The sequence below is a fragment of the Streptomyces hazeniae genome, from assembly GCF_031845485.1.
GTDB classification, from domain to species: Bacteria; Actinomycetota; Actinomycetes; order Streptomycetales; family Streptomycetaceae; genus Streptomyces; species Streptomyces hazeniae.
This window is the reverse complement of record NZ_JAVREQ010000012.1, coordinates 97,621-119,609: the sequence shown is the minus strand read 5'-3', so window position 1 is coordinate 119,609 and position 21,989 is coordinate 97,621. Positions and strand designations below refer to the sequence as shown.

The window sequence follows — 21,989 nt, the reverse complement described above, 5'->3', positions numbered from 1 at the left end:
CCGCCCAGCGCGGCGCCGTACCCGCCCGGCACGCACGTCCCGTACGGCTCCCTGCCCGCACGCACGTAAGGCCCGCGCATGGCACCCCTGCTGACGATGTCCGGCATCACCAAGACCTTCCCCGGCGTCCGCGCCCTGGACGGCGTCGACCTCGACGTCGAAGCCGGCGAGGTGCACTGCCTCCTGGGCCAGAACGGCGCCGGCAAGTCCACCCTGATCAAGGTCCTGGCCGGGGCCCACCAGCCCGACGCGGGCCGGATCACCTGGCGCGGCGAGACCGTACGGCTGCCCACCCCGGTCGCCGCGATGCGCCTGGGCATCGCCACCATCTACCAGGAACTCGACCTGGTGGAGCACCTCTCCGTCACCGAGAACGTCTTCCTCGGCCACGAGATCACCCGCGGAGGCCTGGTGCGCCCCCGCGAGGCACGTGCCCGCACCGCCGACCTCCTCTCCCGCCTCGGCCACCCGGAGATCGACCCCGGCACCCTGGTCGGCCGGCTCCCCGCCGCCGGGCAGCAGATCGTCTCCATGGCGCGGGCCCTGTCCCACGAGGTGCGGCTGATCGTCATGGACGAGCCGTCGGCCGCCCTCGACCCGGACGAGGTCGAGAACCTCTTCCGCATCGTCGGAGCCCTGACCTCCGCAGGTGTCGCCGTCGTCTACATCTCGCACCGTCTGGAGGAGATCCGGCGCATCGGCGACCGCCTCACCGTTCTCAAGGACGGCTCCACCGTCGCCCGCGACCTGCCCGCCCGGACCACGGCCACCGGCACGGTCGTGTCGCTGATGACCGGCCGCGACCTCGCGCACGCCTTCCCCGCCCGCCCCGAGGTCCCCCCGGCGCCGGCGAAGGACGCAGCGCCGCTGCTGCGCGTCGAATCCCTCTCCCGCGCGGGCGAGTTCGCGCCCCTCGACCTGGAGGTGCGCCCCGGCGAGATCGTCGGACTCGCCGGGCTCGTCGGCTCCGGACGTTCCGAGATCCTGGAGACGGTGTACGGCGCCCGCCGCCCCACCACCGGCCGCGTTCGGGTCGGGGGACGGCCGCTGCGCCCCGGCTCGGTTCGTTCCGCCGTCCGCGCGGGCATCGGCCTGGCGCCCGAGGAACGCAAGGCGCAGGGCCTGCTGATGCTGGAGTCCGTCACCCGCAACGTGTCCGTCTCCACGCTCTCCCGCTTCGCCCGCGGCGGCTGGCTGGACCGCCGCCGCGAACGCGAGGCGGCCCGCGCCCGCACCCGTGAACTGTCGCTCGCCCCCGACGACCCCGACCGGCCCGTGCGCACCCTGTCCGGCGGCAACCAGCAGAAGGTCGTCCTCGCGCGCTGGCTGCTCCGCGAATGCCGGGTCCTGCTGCTGGACGAACCCACCCGCGGCGTCGACGTCGGCGCCCGCTCCGAGCTGTACGCCCTCATCCGCCGCCTCGCCGACGCGGGCGTCGCCGTCCTGCTGGTCTCCAGCGAGGTCCCCGAAGTCCTCGGCCTCGCCGACCGCGTCCTCGTCCTGCGCGAGGGCCGCGTCGTCCACACCGCCCCCGCGCGGGAGCTCGACGAGCACCGTGTCCTCGACCTCGTCATGGAAGGAAGCCCGACGTGCTGAGCACCGTGTCCAAGGGGGGACCGGCCCCCGCACCCCCGGAACCGGCCCCGTCCCGGACGCGTGCGGCGGCCGGACGCGTCGACATGCTGCACGTGTCCCTGCTCGCGGTCCTGGGCGTGCTCGTCCTGGTCGGCGGCATCACCCGGCCCGAACAGTTCCTCAGCCTGGACAACGCCGAACTGATCCTCACCCAGGCGTCCGTGATCGGCGTCGTGACGGTGGGCGTCACCTTCGTCATCATCGGGGGCGGCATCGACCTGTCCGTCGGCGCGATCGTCGCCCTCGCCTCGGTGTGGGCGACGACCGTCGCCACCCAGTCCTACGGCCTGGCCGGCATCCTGTTCTGCGCCGTCGTCGTGGGCGTCGGCTGCGGCCTGGTCAACGGCCTCCTGATCGCCTACGGGCCGATGGTGCCGTTCATCGCCACCCTGGCCATGCTGGCCTCCGCCCGCGGTCTCGCCCTCCAGATCAGCGAGGGCCGCACGCAGATCGTCGAGGTGCGGGCCGTCCTCGACCTGGGCCTGCCCGGCAGTCACGTGCTCGGCGTGCCGCCGCTGGTGCTCGTCTTCCTGACCGTCAGCGTCGTCGGCTGGCTGGTGCTCACCCGCACCACCTTCGGGCGGCGCACCGTCGCCGTCGGCGGCAACCCGGAGGCCTCCCGGCTCGCCGGCATCGACGTGCGGCGCCAGCGCCTGATGCTCTACCTGCTCTCCGGCCTGTGCTGCGGCATCGCCGCCTTCATGCTCATCGTGCTCACCGGCTCCGGCCAGAACACCAACGGCAACCTCTACGAACTCGACGCCATCGCGGCGGCGATCATCGGCGGCACGCTGCTCAGCGGCGGACGCGGCACGATCACCGGCTCGGTCCTCGGCGTCCTCGTCTTCACCACGATCACCAACCTGTTCGCTCTGAACAACCTCCAGAGCGACGTCCAGCAGATCGCCAAGGGCGCCATCATCGTCGCCGCAGTCCTGGTCCAGAAGGGTCGGTCCACCTCATGAGAAAGCTCCCCCGCGTCCCCGCCGGCACCGACGCGCCGCCGCTGGCCTCCCGCCGCGGCGTCCTGCTCGGCACCGCCGCGGCCGGCGCCCTGTTCGCCGCCGGCTGCACCAGCAACCAGAACAACGAAGACCCGGACACCGGGCGGCAGCCCGCCGGTTCGGCCGACGACGAGCCCGGCAAGGAGGTGACCATCGGCTTCGCCGGCCCGCAGGCCGACCACGGCTGGCTGAACGCCATCAACGAACAGGCCCGGAGCCGCGCCGAAGCCTACGAGGACGTCACCCTCGTCACCACCGAGGGCTCCAACGACATCGCGCAGCAGAGCGGCCAGATCGAGACCCTCATCAACAAGAAGGTCGACGTCCTGGTCATCCTCCCCGCCGACGGCAAGGCACTGACCCGCATCGGTCTCAAGGCCATGCGCCAGAACATTCCGGTGGTCAACCTCGACCGCGTCTTCAACACCCCGCAGGCCTACCGCTGCTGGATCGGCGGCGACAACTACGGCATGGGCCTGAACGCCGGCCGGTTCATCGGCGAGCGCCTGAAGGGCAAGAAGAACGCCAAGGTCGTCGAGCTCGCCGGGATGGACAACCTCGAACTCACCCAGGAGCGCACCCGCGGCTTCGACGACGCGCTGAAGAACTACCCCGGCATCGAGAAGGTCGCCCGCCAGGCCGCCGAGTTCACGGTGGAGTCGGGGCAGAAGAAGATGTCCGCGCTGCTCCAGGCCGTCCCCGAGTTCGACGCCCTGTGGAACCACGACGACGACCAGGGCGTCGGCGCGGAGCGTGCCATCGAGCAGGCCGGCCGCGACGAGTTCCTCATGGTCGGCGGCGCCGGCTCGCGGCACGCGATGGACGCCATCCAGGCCGACGACTCCGTGCTCAAGGCCACCGTGCTGTACCCGCCGACGATGGCCGCCTCCGCCATCGACCTCGCCCGCGCCCTCGGGCAGTCACGCGGCGTCGGCGGCCTCGCGGGCCTGGAGATCCCGGCGTCCGTCACCTGCTACTCGGCGGTCGTGACCAAGGACAACGTCGAGGAGTACCTGCCCACCGGCTTCAACTGACCGGTTCCGCCACCCCGACAGGAGGCCATCCATGTCGCACGACACCGCCGCGCCCGCCGCAGCACCGCAGGCAGACGCCGTGCCCGAGCCGGCCGGTACACCCCCGGCGGGCGCCCGGCCGCTGCCCACCCTCGGCGTGGGCATGGTCGGTTACGCCTTCATGGGCGCCGCCCACTCACAGGGCTGGCGCACCGTGGGCCGCGTGTTCGACCTGCCGCTGAACCCGGCCATGGCTGCCGTGTGCGGACGCGACCCGGCCGCCGTACGGGCAGCCGCCGGGCGGCTGGGCTGGGCGGCGGCCGAGACGGACTGGCGGGCGCTCGTCGCCCGCGACGACGTCCAGCTCGTCGACATCTGCACCCCCGGTGCCAGCCACGCCGAGATCGCGATCGCGGCGTTGGAGGCCGGCAAGCACGTGCTGTGCGAGAAGCCGCTCGCCAACACCGTGGCCGAGGCGGAGGCCATGGTGCGGGCGGCCGCCGAGGCCCGCAGCCGCGGGCAGGTCGCCATGGTGGGCTTCAACTACCGCCGCACCCCCGCCCTGGCCCTCGCCCGCGACATGATCGCCCGCGGCCGGGTCGGCACGGTGCGGCACGTACGCGTCGCCTATCTCCAGGACTGGCTGGTCGACCCGGGCTTCCCGCTCGCCTGGCGGCTGCGCCGGGACCAGGCCGGCTCCGGTGCGCTCGGCGACCTCGGCGCGCACGCCGTGGACCTGGCGCAGCACCTCGCGGGGGAGCCGCTGGTGCAGGTCACCGCGCAGACGGAGACCTTCACCACGCGCCGGCCGGTGCCGGGGGAGGGGCCCGGCGTGCTCGGCGAGGTCACCGTCGACGACGCCGCGCTGTTCGGCGGCCGGCTGGCGTCCGGGGCCCTCGCCGCCTTCGAGGTCAGCCGCGTCGCCGCAGGCCGTAAGAACGCCCTGCGGGTCGAGGTCAACGGCACCGCCGGCTCCCTGGCGTTCGACCTGGAACGGCTCAACGAACTCCAGTTCCACGACCACACGCAGGACGCTGCCGAAGCCGGTTTCCGGCGCATCCTCGTCACCGAGGACACCCACCCGTACCTGGACGCCTGGTGGCCGCCGGGCCACGGCTTGGGCTACGAGCACACCTTCGTCCACCAGGCCCGGGACCTCCTCCGGGCGATCGCGGACGGCACCGACCCGGCACCCTCCTTCGAGGACGGCCTGCGGGTGCAGCGGGTGCTCGCCGCCGTCGAGGAGAGCGCCGGCAAGAACAGCGTCCTCATCCCCGTTCCCCAGACCTGAGACCCGACGTCCCGCGAGGAGTGCACGATGCCGCGATCCTTCACCCTCTTCACCGGGCAGTGGGCCGACCTTCCGCTGGAGGAGGTCTGCCGCCTCGCCCGCGACTTCGGCTACGACGGCCTGGAACTGGCCTGCTGGGGCGACCACTTCGAGGTGGACCGGGCCCTGAACGAGCCGGGCTACCTCGCGGGCCGCCACGCCCTGCTCGAAAAACACGGACTCCGGTGCTGGGCCCTCTCCAACCACCTCGTCGGCCAGGCCGTCTGCGACGCCCCCATCGACGAACGCCACCAGGCCATCCTGCCCGCCCGCATCTGGGGCGACGGGGAGGCGGAGGGCGTACGGCGGCGGGCAGCCGCGGAGATGGCCGACACCGCCCGCGCGGCCGCCGCGTTCGGCGTCCGTACGGTGGTCGGCTTCACCGGCTCCTCCATCTGGCACCTGGTCGCCATGTTCCCGCCCGTGCCGCCGCACATGGTCGACCGCGGTTACGAGGACTTCGCCGAACGCTGGAACCCGGTCCTCGACGTCTTCGACGCCGAAGGAGTGCGGTTCGCCCACGAGGTGCACCCGAGCGAGATCGCCTACGACTACTGGACCACCCACCGTGCGCTGGAGGCCATCGGCCACCGTCCCGCCTTCGGCCTGAACTTCGACCCCAGCCACTTCGTCTGGCAGGACCTCGACCCGGTCGGCTTCCTCTACGACTTCCGCGACCGCATCTACCACGTGGACTGCAAGGAGGCCCGCCGCCGCCTGGACGGCCGCAACGGCCGTCTCGGCTCCCACCTTCCCTGGGGCGACCCCCGCCGCGGCTGGGACTTCGTCTCCGCCGGGCACGGCGACGTCGCCTGGGAGGACGTGTTCCGCATGCTGCGCTCCATCGGCTACGACGGGCCGGTCTCCGTCGAGTGGGAGGACGCGGGTATGGACCGGCTCCAGGGAGCGCCCGAGGCGCTGCGCCGCCTCAAGGCGTACGACTACGAGCCGCCGCAGGCGTCGTTCGACGCGGCCTTCGGCGGCGGCGACGACGGAAGCTGACGCCTCATCATTCTTTGTCCTGACAGGGGACGAAGACGGGCGATTTCTGTCGTCAAGGTCTTCCCAACCGGGCGGAAGGTGACTACGGTTCCTGACGTGTACGGACCAGCCTGACCCCTTGGCTCCCTTGGGTGGAAGCGCTCCCGGACACCCCTCGGGCCCCTTTCCTCCGGCCCTCGCAGCGCAGGCCCCGACAGCGCACGACCGTTACCGCCAGAGCGCCCCCGACGGTTCAGCGAAACCCGCGCCCCACCCGTGCCCCACCCACGCCCAGCCGCGCCCGGCCGTCCCGCGGCGACGCCCGCACGGCGTCGCCGTCGCCCTTCCGACCCGTCGCCCGCGATCCGAGGGGGGTCGCGGACGGCGCCAGGCGACGGACGGGGAGACGCCGACTCCCCGTCCGTCGCCGCCACCCGAACCCCACCCCAGGGAGGCACCCGTGACCGCGCACGCGCACGACGAACGCACCGGTGTCTGGCTGATCGGAGCCCGCGGCTCCGTCGGCACCACCACCATCACGGGCTGCGCCGCGGTCGCCGCCGGCCTCGCCCCGCCGACCGGCATGGTCACCGAGAGCGCAGCCTTCCCCGGCTGCGGCCTGCCACCGCTGCGCCGGCTGGTCTTCGGCGGACACGACACCGCCACCACGCCCCTGCCCAAGCGTGCCGAGGCGCTGGTCGCCTCCGGAGTCCTCCCGCACGGCCTCCCCACCGCCGTGCTCGACGAACTCGCCGCCGCCGACGCCGCGATACGGCCCGGAGGCACACCCACCGCGGACGCCCGCGGCGAGGAGCAGCTCGTCGCCGCCTTCGCGGCCGACCTGCGCGACTTCACCCGCACCCACGGCCTGGCGCGCACCGTCGTCGTCAACGTCGCCAGCACCGAACCCGCCCCCGTCGGCGAGGCGTTCCCCGCCAGCTCCCTCTACGCGGCCGCCGCGCTCCGCGCCGGGTGCCCGTACGTCAACTTCACCCCGTCCGCGGGCCTGCACCATCCGAGACTGCGGCCCGCCGCCGCGCGGTCCGGCCTCCCGCACGCGGGCCGGGACGGGAAGACCGGTCAGACCCTGCTGCGGTCCGTGCTCGCCCCGATGTTCGCGCAGCGCGCCCTCGACGTCCGCGCCTGGTCCGGCACCAACCTGCTCGGCGGCGGCGACGGCGCCTCCCTCACCGAACCCGGCGCCGCCGCCGCGAAGAACGCGGGCAAGGCCCGCGTCCTCGCCGACACCCTCGGCGAACTCCCCGACGGGGCGCTGCACATCGACGACGTGCCCGCCATGGGTGACTGGAAGACCGCCTGGGACCACGTCGCCTTCGACGGCTTCCTCGGCTCCCGCATGTACCTCCAGACCATCTGGCAGGGCTGCGACTCCGCCCTCGCCGCCCCCCTGGTGCTCGACCTCGCCCGCCTCCTCGCCCGCGCCCACACGGCCGGCCTCACCGGCCCGGTCGACGGCCTCGGCTTCTACTTCAAGGACCCCGACACCGGCCCCGGCGGCCTCCCCGAGCAGTGGCGCGCGCTCCTCACGCTCGCCGAGCGGCTGCGGGCCGCCGCGTGACCCCCGGCGCCGCGCCCCGCCGCGCCCGCACCACCGCGCCGCGGCTGGGCACGGCAAGGGCGGCCGGTGCGGTCCGCACGCCCCGCTCCGCCGCCCGCCTGCGCGCCTGGGCGGAACTCCTGCGCGTCTCCGCGCTCTTCAGCGTCCCCGGGGACGCGCTCGCGGGGGCCGCGGCCGCCGGCTGCCGCCCGGGCCGCGGCACCGCGCTCGCCGTGGGAACGTCCCTGTGCCTGTACGAGGCGGGCATGGCGCTCAACGACTGGTCCGACCGCGAGGAGGACGCCCGCGAGCGCCCCGGACGCCCCCTGCCGTCCGGACGCGTCACCCCGCGCGCCGCCCTCACGGCGGCCGCCGCCCTCACGGGCACCGGCCTCGGCCTCGCCGCCCTCACCGGGCGCCCCGCGCTGACCACGGCCACCGCACTCGCCGGCACCGTCTGGGCGTACGACCTGGGGCTGAAGCACACCCGTGCCGCCCCCGCCACCATGGCCACCGCCCGCACCCTCGACCTCCTCCTCGGCGCCCTCGCCGCCGGCCGGACACCGGGCGGGCGCGGCAGGCGCACCCCGCTGCGCGAGGCGCTCCGCCCCGCACTCGCGCTCGGCGCGCACACCCTCGCCGTCACCACCGTCTCCCGCCACGAGACGACCGGCGGCTCCAGCGCCCCCGCGCTGCGCGCACTCGCCACCGTGGCCGTGCTCGCCGGGGGCATCCCGGGCCGCAGCGCGCGCGGTGCCCGGGCGACGCCACGCCCGTACGACCGCGTGCTCGTCGCGGCGGCGACCGCCGCCTACCTCGCCACCGCCGGCCGCCCCCTCGCCCACGCCGCCCTCAACCCCTCCCCGCCGCTGCTCCAGCGCGCCGTCGGCGGCGGCATCCGCGCCATGATCCCGCTCCAGGCCGCACTGATCGCCCGCGCCTCCGGCCGGCACGGCACCTCCGGCGCCGGCGCCGTGGGCGTACTCGCCCTGCTGCCCCTCGCCCGGCACCTTTCCCGAAAGGTCAGCCCGACGTGACGTCCCACGTGACACCCCACGGGAGCGCGAAGCCGCGTCTCCGCTACGCCTACGGCAGCAACGGCCTCACCGACCTGCGGCTCGCCGACGCCCTCGCGCTGCTCGCCGACCTCGGCTACGACGGCGTCGGCCTGACGCTCGACCACATGCACCTCGACCCCCTCGCCCCCGGCCTCGCCGCCCGCACCGCGGACGTCGCCCGGCTCCTCGCCCGCCACGGCCTGACCGCCACCGTCGAGACCGGCGCCCGCTACGTCCTGGACCCGCGCCGCAAACACGGCCCCACGCTGCTGGACGACGCCCCCGAGGACCGCGCCGCCCGCCTCCGCCTGCTCCACACGGCGGTGCGCGTCGCGGCGGACCTCGGCGCACACGCCGTCCACTGCTTCAGCGGCGTCACCCCGCCCGGCGTGCCGGAGGAGACGGCCTGGCGACGCCTCACCGCAGCCCTGCCCGGCCTCCTCGACGCGGCGTCGGCCGTCGGCGTCCCGCTGGCGGTGGAACCCGAACCCGGCCACCTGCTCGGCGACCTGGCCGGCTTCCACCGCCTGCGCCGCGCCCTGGACGACCCGCCCGCCCTCGGCCTGACCCTCGACATCGGCCACTGCCTGTGCCTGGAGGCGGACCCGCCCGCCGACTGCGTGCGCGCGGCCGCGCCCTGGCTGCGGCACGTCCAGATCGAGGACATGCGCCGCGGCGTCCACGAGCACCTGCCGTTCGGCGACGGGGAACTCGACGCCCCACCCGTCCTCGCCGCCCTCCGCGACGCCGGATACGCCGGGCTCGTCACCGTCGAACTGCCCCGCCACTCCCACGCGGGACCCGAACAGGCCGCCGCCGCCCTGCCGTTCCTGCTAGCCGCCGAACGCGCGAGCGCGGCGCACTCCCCGGCGGGGGCCCGCCCGTGAACGGCGGCGGCGCCGACCCCCGCGCCCTGCACCGCGCCCTCACCGGCCACCTCGCCCCCGCATCCGCCGCCTGGCTCGCCACCGCCCTCCACGACGCCGAAGCGACGACCACGTCCCCCGGCGGCATCCCCGCCTGGGAACGGCACTTCGCCTCCGCCGGCCGCCACTGCCGCCCCGGCGCCGGCCACGCCGGCGCAGGCGACGTCGCCGAGGCGGCACGCGTCCTGATCCTGCACGCGGCCCGGCCCGACGCACCCGCCCTCACCCGCCTCTACACCCGCGGCAGCGCCGCCGAACGCCGCGCCGTGCTGTTCGCCCTCCCGCTCCTGCCCGACCTCGGACCTGGCGCCGTGCCGCTCGTCCAGGACGCGCTGCGGGCCAACGACACCCGCCTGACCGCCGCCGCGCTCGGCCCGTACGCCGCGACGCACCTCCCGCCCGACTCCTGGCGGCAGGCGCTGCTCAAGTGCCTCTTCACCGGCGTTCCCCTCGCGGCAGTGGCCTCCCTCGCCGAACGTGCCGCAGGCGACGCCGAACTCGCCCGCATGCTGACCGACTACGCCGCCGAACGCACCGCCGCCGGCCGTCCCGTTCCCGGCGACCTGCACCACGCGCTCGCCCTCACCGGCGCCGCCGCGCCTCCGGCCCCGCCCGCGAAGGAGCCCTGAACCGCCATGCGCATCTTCGACCCCCACATCCACATGACCTCGCGCACCACCGACGACTACACCGCCATGTACGACGCGGGCGTACGCGCCGTCGTCGAGCCCTCGTTCTGGCTCGGGCAGCCCCGTACCGCACCGGAGAGCTTCTACGACTACTTCGACTCCCTCCTCGGGTGGGAGCCCTTCCGCGCCGCCCAGCACGGCATCGCCCACCACTGCACGCTGGCCCTCAACCCCAAGGAGGCCAACGACCCGCGCTGCACACCCGTGCTGGACGCACTGCCGCACTACCTGCTGAAGGACTCCGTGGTCGCCGTCGGCGAGATCGGCTACGACTCCATGACCCCCGCCGAGGACACCGCACTGGCCGCCCAGCTCCAACTCGCCGCCGACCACGAACTGCCCGCCCTCGTCCACACCCCGCACCGCGACAAGGCCGCCGGCCTCGCCCGCACCCTCGACGTCGTCCGCGAGTCGGCGCTCCCCGCCGAACACGTCCTCGTCGACCACCTCAACGAGACCACCGTCGACGCCGCCCTCGACAGCGGCTGCTGGCTCGGCTTCTCCCTCTACCCCGACACCAAGATGGACGAGGCCCGCATGGTCCGCATCCTCGCCGACCGCGGCCCCGACTGCCTGCGCCGCACCCTGGTCAACTCCGCCGCCGACTGGGGCCACAGCGACCCCCTGACCCCCCGCCGCTTCGGCGACGCCCTGTTCGCCGCCGGCTTCACCCCCGACGACGCCGACCAGGTCCTGTGGCGCAACCCCGTCGCCTTCTACGGCCTCAGCGGACGCCTCGCCCTCGACGTCGCCCCGCCCGCCGCGACCCACGAGGGCAACTCCCTCCTCCGGGGCGGTGACTGACGGTGCGCTTCCGCCACCCCGACGGCTCCACCGTCCACCTCTCCTACTGCACCAACGTGCACGCCGCGGAGAACCTCGACGGCGTGATCCGGCAACTCCGCGACCACGCCGAGCCGGTCCGCCGACGCCTGCACCGCGACCGCCTCGGCATCGGCCTGTGGCTGGCCCACGACGCCGCCCGCGCACTGACCGAGGACCCCGCCGCACTCCGCCGCCTCCGCCGCGCCCTCGACGCCCGCGGCCTGGAGGTCGTCACCCTCAACGGCTTCCCCTACCAGGGCTTCGGCGCACAGCGCGTCAAATACCGCGTCTACCGCCCCGACTGGACCGAACCCGCACGGCTGGACCACACCGCCGACCTGGCCCGCCTGCTCGCCGCGCTCCTCCCCGACGACGTCGACGAGGGCACCGTCTCCACCCTGCCGCTCGCCTGGCGCGCCGGCTTCGACCGGGCCGCCCGCCACACCGCCCTCGCCGCCCTGACCACCCTCGCCCACCGGCTGGACGCCCTGCAGGAGACCACCGGCCGCTCCCTGCGCATCGGCCTGGAACCCGAACCCGGCTGCACCGTCGAGACCACCGCCGACGCCGTCGACGCCCTCACCGGCGACGGAGCCCCACCCGCCCACCGCATCGGCGTGTGCCTCGACACCTGCCACCTCGCCACCGCCTTCGAGGACCCCGGCCAGGCCGTCGACTCCCTCGCCGCGGCCGGCATCCCCGTCGTCAAGTCCCAGCTCTCCGCCGCCCTGCACGCCGCCGACCCCGCCCGCCCCGCCGTACGGGCCGCGCTCGCCGACTTCGCCGAGCCGCGCTTCCTGCACCAGACCCGCGCCCCCGGCCCGGACGGCGCCCTCCTCGCCACCGACGACCTCGACGAGGCCCTGGCCCCCGGCGCCCTGCCCACCACCGCACCCTGGCGCGCCCACTTCCACGTCCCGCTGCACGCGCCGCTCGCGCCGCCGCTCACCGCCACCCTCGACGTGCTGCACGCGGCCCTGGCCCGCCTCGTCGGCGGTCCCGCACCCCTCACCCACCACCTGGAGGTCGAGACGTACACCTGGCAGGCGCTCCCGCCCGCCCTGCGCCCCCGCACCCGCGCACAGCTCGCGGACGGCATCGCCGCCGAACTCGCCGTCGCCCGCGACCTCCTCACCGACCTCGGTCTCAAGGAGTTGCCATGACGGCCCCCGCCCCGGCACGCCCCCGGCCCCTCCTCGTCCTCGACGTCGTCGGCCTCACCCCGCGCCTGCTCGCCCACATGCCGCGCCTGAAGGCGCTGGCGGACGGCGGCTCCCGCGCCGCCCTGGAGACCGTCCTGCCCGCCGTCACCTGCGCCGCGCAGTCCACCTTCCTCACCGGCACCCTCCCGGCCGAGCACGGCATCGTCGGCAACGGCTGGTACTTCCGCCAACTCGGTGAGGTCCTGCTCTGGAGACAGCACAACGCGCTGGTCTCCGGGGAGAAGCTGTGGCACGCCGCCCGCGACCGGCACCCCGGCTACACCGTCGCCAACATCTGCTGGTGGTACGCCATGGGCGCCGACGTCGACTGGACCGTCACCCCGCGCCCCGTCTACTACGCCGACGGCCGCAAGGAACCCGACTGCTACACCCGTCCCCCCGCCCTGCACGACGAGCTCACCGCCGAACTGGGCACCTTCCCCCTCTTCCGCTTCTGGGGACCCGGCGCCTCGCTGCCCTCCTCGCAGTGGATCGTCGACGCCACCCGCCACATCCTGCGCACCCGCCGCCCCGACCTCGCCCTCGCCTACGTCCCCCACCTCGACTACGACCTGCAGCGCCACGGCCCCGACGACCCCCGCGCCCACGCGGCCGCCCGCGACGTCGACCGCGTCCTCGCGCCGCTCCTCGACGACGCCGCGGCGGAGGACCGTACGGTCGTCGTGCTCTCCGAGTACGGCATCACGCCCGTCTCCCGCCCCGTCGACGTCAACCGGGCCCTGCGCCGGGCCGGGCTGTTGGAGGTCCACACCCAGGACGGCATGGAGTACCTGGACCCCACCACCTCCCGCGCGTTCGCGGTCGCCGACCACCAGCTCGCCCACGTCTACGTGCGCCGCCCCGGCGACCTGCCCGTCGTCCGCGACCTGCTCGCCGGCCTGCCGGGCGTCGCCCTGCTTCTGGACGACGACGGCAAGAAGGCCCACGGACTCGACCACCCCCGCGCGGGCGAGCTGGTGGCCGTCGCCGCACCCGATGCCTGGTTCACCTACTACTACTGGCTCGACGACGACCGCGCCCCCGACTTCGCCCGCCTGGTCGAGATCCACCGCAAACCGGGCTACGACCCGGCCGAGCTGTTCCTGGACCCGCTCGACCCGTACGTGAGGCTGCGGGCCGCGGCCGCACTCGCGCGCAAGAAGACCGGCATGCGGTACCGGATGTCCGTCGTCCCGCTGGACCCCTCACCCGTGCGCGGCAGCCACGGCCGGCTGCCCGAGGACCCCGAGCACGGGCCCGTGCTGCTGTGCGACCGCCCCGGCGCCCTCCCCGGGCACGGAACCGTGGCGGCCACCGGCGTCAAGGGCCTCCTCCTCGACCTCGCCCTGCCCGCGACCCCGCGCCCCGCCCCGCATCCCGCGCCGTTCTCCAGGCCGACGACAGGAGACTCCTGATGCCCCACCAGCCCGATCCCGGCCCCCTCGACCGCCGCCTCCGGCGGCGCGGCCTCCTCGGCGTCGCCGCCGGCACGGCCGCCACCGCGCTGCTCGGCACCGCGACCACCCCGGCCGCCGCGACGGGCGCCCGCGGACGGGGACGCCCGGTGCTGCCCCCCGGAAGGCTCGGCATCCAGCTCTACACCGTCCGCGACCAGGTCCAGGAGATCGGCTTCGCCCGCCTCTTCGAACACCTCGCCCGCCACGGCTACAGCGAAGTCGAGTTCGCCGGCTACACCCAGGGCACCGGCGACCTCTCGCTCCCCGCCCTGCGCCGTCTGCTGCGCGACAACGGCCTGCGCGGCGTCGGCAGCCACGTCGCCTACCACGCCGACGGCGGCGACCCGGACGCGTACAGCTTCGCCACCAGCCTGGAACGCGTGCTCGACGACGCCGAGGCCCTCGGCCTGCCCGCAGTCGGCACCCCCTGGGCCCCGAACCGCCACGGCGACACCGTCGACGCGTGGAAGCGCGCCGCAGACGACTTCCACACCTACGGCGCCGCCGCCCGCGCCCGCGGCCTGACGTTCTACCAGCACAACCACGCCGAGGAGTTCGGCTTCGCCGAGGACCGCCCGGACGTACGCCTCTACGACCTGCTGCTCGCCGAGACCGAACCCGACCTGGTCCACTTCGAGATGGACGTCTACTGGGCGTACGTCGGGCAGCACCGCTTCAGCGTCCGCCCCGACGGCACGCCCGCCCCGTTCGAGCCACTGGACTACGTACGGGCCGCCCCCGACCGCTTCCCGCTCTTTCACGTCAAGGACGGCGAGCGCGAGGACGGCACCCGCGACGGATACCGCATGACCGACGTCGGTGACGGCGACCTCGACTACCGCCACTTCATCGACACGGTCGCCAGCCTCCCCCGGCAGCGACGTCGCCACCACTGGCTGGTCGAACGGGACGACGCCCCCGACCCCGTCGCCAACCCGGCCGGCTCGCTCAGCACGGCCCGCCGCTCCGGCCGCCACCTCCGTTCCCTGCGCTCCCGCGGAGACTGCGGCTGAGCGCCGCACGTCACCCGGGCGGCCGGACCCGGTCCTCCCGCCCACTACGCCGCGCGGGGGGACACGTCCATATCGACCCGGTAAACACACGAATGCATCCTGTTGATGCGGTATATCCGTTGCTCACTTAGCGTCGTGGGGGCATCACCCCTCCGATCACACAGGAGCATCGACATGCGCGTTGTATCCCTCGCCGCGGCGGCCGCCCTGGGCGCCTCGGTCCTGCTCACCACCGTGGCCGCGCCGGCCGGCGCCGACGCGATGGGCGGCGGCAAGCACAAGGTCACCGGCTGGGCCCACCTCGACGGTGAGCAGGAGGTGCCCGGCCCCGGCGACCGGAACGGCGAAGGCCGCTTCCGCTACAAGATCGAGAACGGCACCTTCTGCTACAAGCTGAGCGTCCGCCGTGTCGCCACCCCGACCGCCGCCCACATCCACTTCGGCCCCCGCGGCGAGGCCGGTCCGATCGCCGTCACCCTCAAGACCCCGCCGCGCAACGGCACCGTCTCGGACTGCATCCGCGCCCGCAGCTGGCAGAACCCGAACAACGCCGCCCGCGTCCTGACGTTCTGGGAGCTCGAGGGCATCAAGAAGGACCCGTTCTTCTTCTACGTCAACGTCCACAACGAGCGCTTCCCGGCCGGCGCCGTGCGCGGCCAGCTCATGAAGAGCCACCGCTGACGCCGAACCCGTGAACCACGGAGGAGGGCCCCGCCCGGGGCTCTCCTCCGTCCCGGTTTACCCAGGTGAGGAGCACCGAGGATCCTTGGTATGGTGTTCCCCGTCAGCACGGCGCACGCCGTGCGGGACACCCTGTCCGGGTGGCGGAATGGCAGACGCGCTAGCTTGAGGTGCTAGTGCCCTTTATCGGGCGTGGGGGTTCAAGTCCCCCCTCGGACACCACGCGAACCCCAGGTCGGTGACCTGGGGTTTTCTGCTTGGGTTCCCTCGCGCACGAACCGCGCCGGCCACGGGGGAGCTCCGGTCACAGACTCGCCAGGAGGTCGTTGAGGGGCGCGGGCGTCCGGCCGCCGTCGAGGGCTCCGACCAGGAGCGTGCCGTAGCGGATCTTGCGGCCCTTCTTCGTGCCCAGGAAGCGTCGCATCTGCTGCGCGGGCGACTCGCTGCGCTGGGCGGGCTGGCGGACGAAGGTCCGCCAGGCCCGCAGATCGCCCTCGTCCTCCACGATCTCCTCGACCCTCGCCACGCCCAGCGCGCGGATCAGTTCCTCCTCCAGGTCCCGGACGCACACGAAGATCCCGTCGCGCGGCGCGAGGGCCCGGTCCAGCGCACGGTCGTAGTAGCCCCGCTCCCGCTCGTCGCACAGGCCGGTCAGCCGCAGCCCCAGCCCGGTACGCCCGAGGAGACCGGCGTAGCGGCCGACGCTCATCGCCCCGCCCATCGGCACCACGCACACGCCCTCGTCCGCCAGGTCGCGGCCGCGGAGTGCGGCCAGCGTCTCGACGGCCGCGAGGTCGCTCGGCCCTTCCAGCAGCACCGCGGTCCGCACGTCCAGCCGCGTGGCCAGTGCGTGTGCGGGTTCGTCGGCACCGCCCGCCGCCCAGTCGGTGACCGCGTCCCGGAACGCTCGCATGTCCGCCATGGGCCCGATTCTGCTCCGGAGCGGGGCGTCGGCGCACGGCCATTTCGTCCGGCGGGTGTGTATTGCTCGCTCCATGCTCCCGGTCCACGCCCCTGGAGCGGGAGCCCGGAGCGGTGGCGCAGGGCGGACTGATGAAGTCCTCAGACATCCCCCGGGGCGGCACCCGTGCGGTGCGTGCGCTGGCATGCTGCGGCCATGTCGGCGTACCACGTGGCTTTCATGCCGCTTCCCGAGTTCGGACACGTCAGCCCGACGCTCCCCATCGTCGAGGAGCTCGTACGGCGCGGGCACCGCGTCACCTTCGCGACCACCCGCAGGTTCGAGGAGAAGGTGACCGCCGCGGGAGCCCGGGCCCTGTGCTACGAGTCGTGGCTGACGTCCCGGAAGCTGCCGGACACGATGGACGCCGAGTACATGGTCCACGAGCCCGTCCGGTCGATCGACGAGGGCATCGCCACCGTCCCCGTGCTCGAGGAGGGGTTCGGTGACGACATCCCCGACGTCCTGCTGTACGACGTCAGCACGTTCGCCGCGGGCCGGGTGCTGGCCCGCAAGTGGAAGCGCCCGGCGATCGAGATGTTCGGGACCCTGGCGTCCAACGAGACGTACTCGCTCACCCAGCAGATCGGGTCGCTGTTCGCCGACGAGATCGATCCGCACCACCCTGCGCTGATCGACTTCTTCGTCAAGCAGGGACAGTTGCTGAAGGACCACGGCCTGGCACACGTGACCCTGGAGGAGTTCAACGCGCCCGCCGACGAGTCGAACCTGGTGTTCCTCCCGCGTTCCTTCCAGCCCGCGCAGGAGACCTTCGACGACCGGTTCGCGTTCGTCGGCCCCGCCGTGGGCGGCCGGGACGACGAGCCCGACTGGGACGAGCCGGAGCCGGGCCGGCCGGTCGCCCTGGTCAGCAGGGGCAGCATGCAGATCGACGGCCAGGCGGCGATCCTGCGCACCTACATCGAGGCGTTCGCCGGGACCGACTGGCACGTGGTGGTCGCGGCCGCCGACCACGTCGACCGGGACGAACTCGGGCCGGTGCCCGACAACGTGCGGCTGATGAGCTGGGTGCCCCAGCTGTCGGTACTGCGCCGCGCCGACGTCTTCGTCTCCCACGGGGGGACCAACAGCGTGATGGAGGCGATGTACCTGGGGACCCCCGTGGTCGCCGTGCCCTACACGCCCGAACAGCACTTCATCGCCGAGCGGCTGGCGGAACTCGGCCTCGGGGCGCACCTGCCGCAGGACGACGTCACGCCCGAGCGGCTGCGCACCGAGGTCGAGCGACTCGTCGCCGACGAGAGCGTGCTCGCCGGTGTCCGTGCGCTGCAGCGGGAGATGCACGCCGTCGACGGCCCGGCCGAGGCTGCGGACCGCGTCGAAGCAGCCGCCCGCGGCTGACCCGGCGCGCGCCGCCGCGCGCCGGGGAACAGGCGGATTGTTCAGCAGCCGCCCGGGGTGATGAACAACTCCCGAGGTGTTCGGATGGCGGTCGTCCACCCCGACGACTGCCACCGGAGCCTGCCGATGCCCCTGCCCGCCACCCCTCCGACCCCGTCCGCACCCGCCCGGCCCCGGAGGCGCGGCCGCAGCCCGCTGCTCGTGGTGTGCCTGGCCGGACTGCTCGCGACCGGGTGCGCGCAGCCCGGGGAAACGCGCGGCACACCGGGGGAGGCCGGGCCGAAGGACGCCTCCCCTTCCGGTCCCGCCGCGTCCACCCCCTCGGCGAGCCCGTCCCCGTCCCGGTCCGCGTCCGTGTCGCCGCCGCTGCCGGCCGCCGCCGACGGCGAGGACCTGCGGGCCTGCGCGGACGGCAGCTGCGAGGTCGAGGTGTCCGGTCCGGCCACCGTGCCGCTCCCGGACCGCTTCGGCCTGGGCACGCTCCGGGTGACGTCCGTCGGCGACGAGGACGTGCGGATGCTGACCACGCTCACACGCTCCGGCTTCTCCAGCAACGGCGGCTGCGCCGCCACCATCACCGGGGCGACGGCGGACATGCCGGCGCACGTGCGGCTCACCTGTCCGGTGGGGGAGGAGGCGGTCGTCAACGAGATGTCCCTGGAGGTGGGCGGCATCCGCGACGGGAGCACCGTGCTCCGGATCCGGCCGGCGGGCTGACCGGCCGGCCTCCTCGAACGGGAGCGGGACGGGCGGTCGTTCAGCGCTGATCAGCACCCGCTCCGCCGCTCCTACCATCCCAATCGACGCGGCGCGAGCGGAGGCCCGGGGGACACCCGGGGGCGCCGGAGCCCGCGCCGGAGGGGCCGTGCGAAGGTGGTCCGGTGACCACTGGAACCCACGCAGGCAACGGACTCGTCTACGGATGCATGGGCCTCGGCGGCAGCTGGCAGCCGGAACCGTACGGTCCGGCCGACGTCGACGCCGCGGAGGCGGCGGTCGCGGCCGCGCTCGACAGCGGCATCACGACCTTCGACCACGCCGACATCTACCGGCACGGCAAGGCCGAGGCCGTCTTCGGCGAGGTCCTCGCCCGCAGCCCCGGACTGCGTGAACGCCTCACCCTGCAGACCAAGTGCGGCATCCGTCTCCCCGACGGCGACCGTCCGGGCCACTACGACCTCCGCGGCGCGTCCGTCGTGCGTCGCGTCGAGGAGAGCCTGGCCCGGCTGCGCACCGACGTCGTCGACGTCCTGCTGCTGCACCGACCCGACCCGCTCGCCGACCCCGACGACGTCGCGGAGGCGCTCACCTCGCTGCACCGGCAGGGGCTGGTGCGCCGCTTCGGCGTCTCGAACATGAGCGGCCCGCAGATCGCCCACCTCCAGGCGTCCCTGCCCTTCCCGCTGGAGGTGAACCAGCTGGAGATGAGCCTGCACCACCGGGACTGGCTGGAGTCCGGCGTCGTGGTCAACACCGCAGAGGCCGCCGGCAACGGCTTCCCGCACGGGACCCTCGAGCACTGCCGGGCTCACGGGGTCGCACTGCAGGCCTGGGGTTCCCTCGCCCAGGGCCGGTACACCGGCCGCCCGGTCACCCCGGAGGACCGGGAGACCGCCGCGCTCGTCCGGCGGCTGGCCCAGGAGAAGGGCACCACACCCGAGACGGTGCTGCTGTGGTGGCTGCAACGCCACCCCGCGGCCGTCGTCCCGGTCGTCGGCTCCACCCGCCCGGAGCGCATCCGTGCCTGCCGTGACGCGGCGCTGGCCGCGCCCCGCCTCGACCACCAGGAGTGGTACGACCTGTGGCTCGCCGCCCGCGGCGCCCCTCTGCCCTGACCGGCCGCGCCACCACGGCTCCGCGCCACCACGGCCCCGCGCCACCACGGCATGGGCCCGCCGAAGCCGGCCCGTTCGTCCGCTCCGGCTCACCTCCGGCGGCGCAGCGCGGCCGCGAGTTCCGCGCCGAGCGGCTGGGGCAGTCTCGTGCGGCCCTGTGCGGTGGCGACCAGGGCCATGGCGACGTCGCGCAACTTGGTGTTGGTGTGCTGCGAGACCTCCACCAGTACCTCCCAGGCGACCTGCGGAGGGCAGCGGGCCATCACCATCACCATGCCGCGCGCCTGGTCGATGACGCTGCGGCTCGCCATCGCGTGCCGCAGCTGCGTCACCTCGGTGCGCAGCCGGTCGATCTCCGCCTCCAACTCGGCCACGGTGAGGCCGCTTTCGGCCTCGCCGTCGGCCGGCACCCGCGCCGGTGAGGTCACCTCGCGGTCGGCGGGGTCGATCGTGCTCATTCCTGATCCCTCGGGGGTGGTGACCGGAGACGACTCCGGTGCGTGGCGGTGGCGCCGGGGACCGGTCCGTCGGCGGCCGGCGGCGCGGGTCGCGCCGCCACGGACGTGCGGGCGTGCGGAAGGGCTGGCTGGAGGGCGTGTGACAGGGCGGAGGAAGGCCCGTGCTGCGGCAGAGAGAAGGGGCGCCGGGGGTGGGGACCTGCCACGGCGTCGTGACGACCGTCGCCGGCGCCGGGCGGCTCGACCTCCCGGGCCGCTCAGGCGGGCACGGGCCGCCCCCGGTGGCTTCCGGAGCCGGGGAACGGGCAGGGCCGGGGGCGGCGCCGCGTGCGGGCGGCCGGCGGAACCGGTGTACTGATCACGGCGGGGTCCTCTCCCGTCCAACTGTCCGGACAAGCAGACAGCGCGGGAGAAGACACACCCGGCCACGGCGTCCCGAAAGATCCACGGGAGGCGCCCCGGCCTCGCACGGGGCCGCATCGGCTCCGCGCTGTGTGCCTCTCGATCTGAAGCACTAGAAGAAGTCGCCGCCCCCGCCGTGACCTGCGCGAACATCGCGTCGGTGAGGTGCCGGAGGAAGCAGAGACAGGCGTGGGAAGCCTACACCACCGGGAACGGAGTGATCTCGTTCCCGGTGTGCGGCTCCCGTTGTGCCGGGCGGCGGACCCGGCTACTTCGGGTCGTCGTCGAACCAGGCGTCGAGGACGGCGTCCAGGTCCTCTGTCCACTGCTGGAGGGTCTTGCGGGTCGGCGCGATGACCTCGGCGTCGAAGCGGCGGCGCGGGTCCCGCGTGCCGACGGCGACCTCGAAGCGCTTCGCGAAACGGGAGGCGCCGATCTCGACGGAACCGATGTCGGACCACCGGAAGCGCGCCTCGGTGTCGTCCAGCCGGAAGACCACGCCGCGCCCGTCCGCGAGGATCGCCCCCCGGTGGTCCCGCACCTCGAACGCGGGCCCCTCGGGCGGCTCTTCGTCGTCGTGCGGGTCGTGTTCCGCCGGGCCGTCGGCGTCAGCGGTCCCGCCGTCGGCCTCGGCCTCGGCGTCCGTCCCGTCGTCCGCCTCGGCGTCCGTCTCGTCGTCGAGGGCTGCGCCGGGGGAGTCGCCGGTCCGGGGCGGCTCCTGCGCCTGCGGCTCGTCGTCCGGTCCTCCGTCGGTGGCGGGCTCAGCCTCCGCCGCCGTCGCGTCGGGGGACTTCTGCCGGTCCGCCGCCGCGGTGGCCGGTCCGGGCAGGCCGGGGATGTGCGTCGGGTCCGTGCCGGCGCTGAGCACGGCCGGTTCGGGGGATTCAGGTCGTTGCTCCACGAGGGACAGTATGGCCGTGCCGCCACCCCCCGGGTCCAGCCGCCCCACCCTCGGCGCGCGGCCGTGCGTCCGCGGCGCGTCCGGGTGCGCTCAGCCCAGCAGGTCGGCCTGGTCGGCCAGCGACCGCAGCCGTTCGGCCGGGTCGGGGACGAGCTTGCGCGTGGCGAGGTCGAGGATGCCGGCGAGGGCCGTGACCTCCGCGGCCACGGCGCCGTCCACGGTCAGGATCTCCTGCCGGATGCGGAACGTCCGGCTCCGGGTGAACTCGAACCTGCAGGTGACCCGCACCTCGTCGCCGCCGCGGAGCTCGCGCCGGAACTTCAGCGTGGTCTCCAGCGCCACCGGACCGACCCCGTCCGCCAGGAGCTTGTCCTGCGGCAGCCCGGCCGCCCGCAGCAGCTCCCACCGTGCGTGCTCGGCGTACTGGAGGTAGACGGCCTGGTTGAGGTGCCCCTGGGTGTCGAGTTCGTAGCCACGCACGGTGACCGGCACGGAGAACGTCATGCGGACGCCAACGTCCGCGCACGGGGGCTCTATTCCCGGGCTTGCGCGATCCGCTCCGTACCTCTTGACGGGCCCCGGACAATCATTAAGGTCTAGACCAACGGTGAGGTTGGTCTGTTCCTTTGGCTGCTCCTGCGGACCCGCTCCGCCCCCACCGGACCCTGGCCCGTGCGTCCTCGACAGCGAAGGAGTCG

General features: G+C 74.4%; 21 protein-coding genes and 1 tRNA gene. 18 read left to right on the top strand and 4 right to left on the bottom strand.

The features are described from left to right. Positions 1 to 78 precede the first annotated feature (78 nt). The 15 genes from RM572_RS15155 to RM572_RS15085 all read left to right on the top strand — a co-directional run bounded on the left by RM572_RS15155 (position 79) and on the right by RM572_RS15085 (position 15,594). Complete coding sequence (locus RM572_RS15155; RefSeq protein ID WP_311673871.1) at positions 79 to 1,596, top strand: sugar ABC transporter ATP-binding protein; 1,518 nt, start codon at positions 79 to 81, stop codon at positions 1,594 to 1,596. Continuing rightward, positions 1,590 to 2,600: an ABC transporter permease gene (locus RM572_RS15150; RefSeq protein WP_311673870.1), complete on the top strand. Its 1,011-nt coding sequence runs from the start codon at positions 1,590 to 1,592 to the stop codon at positions 2,598 to 2,600. Before RM572_RS15155 ends, RM572_RS15150 begins: the two co-directional genes overlap by 7 nt. Further along, positions 2,597 to 3,673: a substrate-binding domain-containing protein gene (locus RM572_RS15145; protein WP_311673869.1), complete on the top strand. Its 1,077-nt coding sequence runs from the start codon at positions 2,597 to 2,599 to the stop codon at positions 3,671 to 3,673. Before RM572_RS15150 ends, RM572_RS15145 begins: the two co-directional genes overlap by 4 nt. 31 nt (positions 3,674 to 3,704) lie before the next feature. Next, positions 3,705 to 4,943 (top strand): Gfo/Idh/MocA family protein, encoded by a 1,239-nt coding sequence (locus tag RM572_RS15140; RefSeq protein ID WP_394813611.1) that lies wholly within the window; start codon positions 3,705 to 3,707, stop codon positions 4,941 to 4,943. 27 nt (positions 4,944 to 4,970) lie between these two features. Continuing rightward, positions 4,971 to 5,984, top strand: a complete 1,014-nt coding sequence (locus tag RM572_RS15135) for a sugar phosphate isomerase/epimerase family protein (RefSeq protein WP_311673867.1) — start codon at positions 4,971 to 4,973, stop codon at positions 5,982 to 5,984. Between the two features lie 439 nt (positions 5,985 to 6,423). Beyond that, complete coding sequence (locus RM572_RS15130; RefSeq protein WP_311673865.1) at positions 6,424 to 7,542, top strand: inositol-3-phosphate synthase; 1,119 nt, start codon at positions 6,424 to 6,426, stop codon at positions 7,540 to 7,542. A 98-nt stretch (positions 7,543 to 7,640) separates the two neighbouring features. After that, positions 7,641 to 8,558, top strand: coding sequence for an SCO3242 family prenyltransferase (locus RM572_RS15125; RefSeq protein ID WP_311673919.1), 918 nt, complete (start codon positions 7,641 to 7,643; stop codon positions 8,556 to 8,558). Beyond that, the gene (locus RM572_RS15120) at positions 8,555 to 9,466 is read left to right on the top strand and encodes a sugar phosphate isomerase/epimerase family protein (protein ID WP_311673864.1); all 912 of its coding nucleotides are present in this window, start codon (positions 8,555 to 8,557) and stop codon (positions 9,464 to 9,466) included. The genes RM572_RS15125 and RM572_RS15120 overlap by 4 nt, the downstream gene beginning before the upstream one ends. Next, positions 9,463 to 10,134: an EboA domain-containing protein gene (locus RM572_RS15115; protein WP_311673863.1), complete on the top strand. Its 672-nt coding sequence runs from the start codon at positions 9,463 to 9,465 to the stop codon at positions 10,132 to 10,134. The genes RM572_RS15120 and RM572_RS15115 overlap by 4 nt, the downstream gene beginning before the upstream one ends. A 6-nt stretch (positions 10,135 to 10,140) precedes the next feature. Beyond that, entirely contained in the window at positions 10,141 to 10,998 is an 858-nt protein-coding gene (locus tag RM572_RS15110; RefSeq protein WP_311673862.1) for a TatD family hydrolase, read from the top strand. Between the two features lie 2 nt (positions 10,999 to 11,000). Beyond that, the gene (eboE, locus tag RM572_RS15105) at positions 11,001 to 12,182 is read left to right on the top strand and encodes a metabolite traffic protein EboE (protein WP_311673861.1); all 1,182 of its coding nucleotides are present in this window, start codon (positions 11,001 to 11,003) and stop codon (positions 12,180 to 12,182) included. Further along, a complete protein-coding gene (locus tag RM572_RS15100) occupies positions 12,179 to 13,636 on the top strand; it encodes a nucleotide pyrophosphatase/phosphodiesterase family protein (protein ID WP_311673860.1) in 1,458 nt (485 codons plus the stop codon). Before eboE ends, RM572_RS15100 begins: the two co-directional genes overlap by 4 nt. Further along, positions 13,636 to 14,691, top strand: coding sequence for a sugar phosphate isomerase/epimerase family protein (locus RM572_RS15095; protein WP_311673859.1), 1,056 nt, complete (start codon positions 13,636 to 13,638; stop codon positions 14,689 to 14,691). Before RM572_RS15100 ends, RM572_RS15095 begins: the two co-directional genes overlap by 1 nt. 174 nt (positions 14,692 to 14,865) lie before the next feature. Beyond that, positions 14,866 to 15,372 carry a CHRD domain-containing protein gene (locus tag RM572_RS15090; protein ID WP_311673858.1) on the top strand — a complete coding sequence of 169 codons (507 nt, stop codon included), beginning with the start codon at positions 14,866 to 14,868 and terminating at the stop codon, positions 15,370 to 15,372. 134 nt (positions 15,373 to 15,506) lie between these two features. After that, positions 15,507 to 15,594, top strand: a tRNA-Leu gene (locus RM572_RS15085). A gap of 82 nt (positions 15,595 to 15,676) precedes the next feature. On the opposite strand, the gene RM572_RS15080 is transcribed toward RM572_RS15085, so the two are convergent. Next, positions 15,677 to 16,294, bottom strand: a complete 618-nt coding sequence (locus tag RM572_RS15080) for a TOPRIM nucleotidyl transferase/hydrolase domain-containing protein (RefSeq protein ID WP_311673857.1) — start codon at positions 16,292 to 16,294, stop codon at positions 15,677 to 15,679. A gap of 195 nt (positions 16,295 to 16,489) precedes the next feature. On the opposite strand from RM572_RS15080, the gene RM572_RS15075 reads away from it, so the two are divergent. From RM572_RS15075 to RM572_RS15065, 3 genes are all read left to right on the top strand, one after another. Next, complete coding sequence (locus RM572_RS15075; protein ID WP_311673856.1) at positions 16,490 to 17,695, top strand: macrolide family glycosyltransferase; 1,206 nt, start codon at positions 16,490 to 16,492, stop codon at positions 17,693 to 17,695. A gap of 84 nt (positions 17,696 to 17,779) precedes the next feature. After that, positions 17,780 to 18,412, top strand: a complete 633-nt coding sequence (locus RM572_RS15070; RefSeq protein ID WP_311673855.1) for a hypothetical protein — start codon at positions 17,780 to 17,782, stop codon at positions 18,410 to 18,412. 164 nt (positions 18,413 to 18,576) lie between these two features. After that, positions 18,577 to 19,530: an aldo/keto reductase gene (locus tag RM572_RS15065; RefSeq protein WP_311673854.1), complete on the top strand. Its 954-nt coding sequence runs from the start codon at positions 18,577 to 18,579 to the stop codon at positions 19,528 to 19,530. 89 nt (positions 19,531 to 19,619) lie between these two features. Here the strand turns inward: RM572_RS15065 and RM572_RS15060 are convergent, their stop codons facing one another. The 3 genes from RM572_RS15060 to RM572_RS15050 form a co-directional block, all read right to left on the bottom strand. After that, the gene (locus tag RM572_RS15060; protein ID WP_078528192.1) at positions 19,620 to 19,988 is read right to left on the bottom strand and encodes an ANTAR domain-containing protein; all 369 of its coding nucleotides are present in this window, start codon (positions 19,986 to 19,988) and stop codon (positions 19,620 to 19,622) included. Positions 19,989 to 20,658: 670 nt separating this feature from the next. Beyond that, positions 20,659 to 21,291 (bottom strand): hypothetical protein, encoded by a 633-nt coding sequence (locus tag RM572_RS15055; RefSeq protein WP_311673853.1) that lies wholly within the window; start codon positions 21,289 to 21,291, stop codon positions 20,659 to 20,661. Between the two features lie 90 nt (positions 21,292 to 21,381). After that, positions 21,382 to 21,795, bottom strand: a complete 414-nt coding sequence (locus RM572_RS15050) for an acyl-CoA thioesterase (protein WP_311673852.1) — start codon at positions 21,793 to 21,795, stop codon at positions 21,382 to 21,384. Positions 21,796 to 21,989 lie beyond the last annotated feature (194 nt).

What these genes read in the sequence shown, in the direction of transcription:
- RM572_RS15155 (WP_311673871.1), top strand. Translation starts at nt 79, where the DNA reads ATGGCACCCCTGCTGACGATGTCCGGCATCACCAAGACCTTCCCCGGC.
- RM572_RS15145 (WP_311673869.1), top strand. Translation starts at nt 2,597, where the DNA reads ATGAGAAAGCTCCCCCGCGTCCCCGCCGGCACCGACGCGCCGCCGCTG.
- RM572_RS15140 (WP_394813611.1), top strand. Translation starts at nt 3,705, where the DNA reads ATGTCGCACGACACCGCCGCGCCCGCCGCAGCACCGCAGGCAGACGCC.
- RM572_RS15135 (WP_311673867.1), top strand. Translation starts at nt 4,971, where the DNA reads ATGCCGCGATCCTTCACCCTCTTCACCGGGCAGTGGGCCGACCTTCCG.
- RM572_RS15110 (WP_311673862.1), top strand. Translation starts at nt 10,141, where the DNA reads ATGCGCATCTTCGACCCCCACATCCACATGACCTCGCGCACCACCGAC.
- RM572_RS15100 (WP_311673860.1), top strand. Translation starts at nt 12,179, where the DNA reads ATGACGGCCCCCGCCCCGGCACGCCCCCGGCCCCTCCTCGTCCTCGAC.
- RM572_RS15095 (WP_311673859.1), top strand. Translation starts at nt 13,636, where the DNA reads ATGCCCCACCAGCCCGATCCCGGCCCCCTCGACCGCCGCCTCCGGCGG.
- RM572_RS15090 (WP_311673858.1), top strand. Translation starts at nt 14,866, where the DNA reads ATGCGCGTTGTATCCCTCGCCGCGGCGGCCGCCCTGGGCGCCTCGGTC.
- RM572_RS15080 (WP_311673857.1), bottom strand. Translation starts at nt 16,294, where the DNA reads ATGGCGGACATGCGAGCGTTCCGGGACGCGGTCACCGACTGGGCGGCG.
- RM572_RS15075 (WP_311673856.1), top strand. Translation starts at nt 16,490, where the DNA reads ATGTCGGCGTACCACGTGGCTTTCATGCCGCTTCCCGAGTTCGGACAC.
- RM572_RS15070 (WP_311673855.1), top strand. Translation starts at nt 17,780, where the DNA reads ATGGCGGTCGTCCACCCCGACGACTGCCACCGGAGCCTGCCGATGCCC.
- RM572_RS15060 (WP_078528192.1), bottom strand. Translation starts at nt 19,988, where the DNA reads ATGAGCACGATCGACCCCGCCGACCGCGAGGTGACCTCACCGGCGCGG.
- RM572_RS15050 (WP_311673852.1), bottom strand. Translation starts at nt 21,795, where the DNA reads ATGACGTTCTCCGTGCCGGTCACCGTGCGTGGCTACGAACTCGACACC.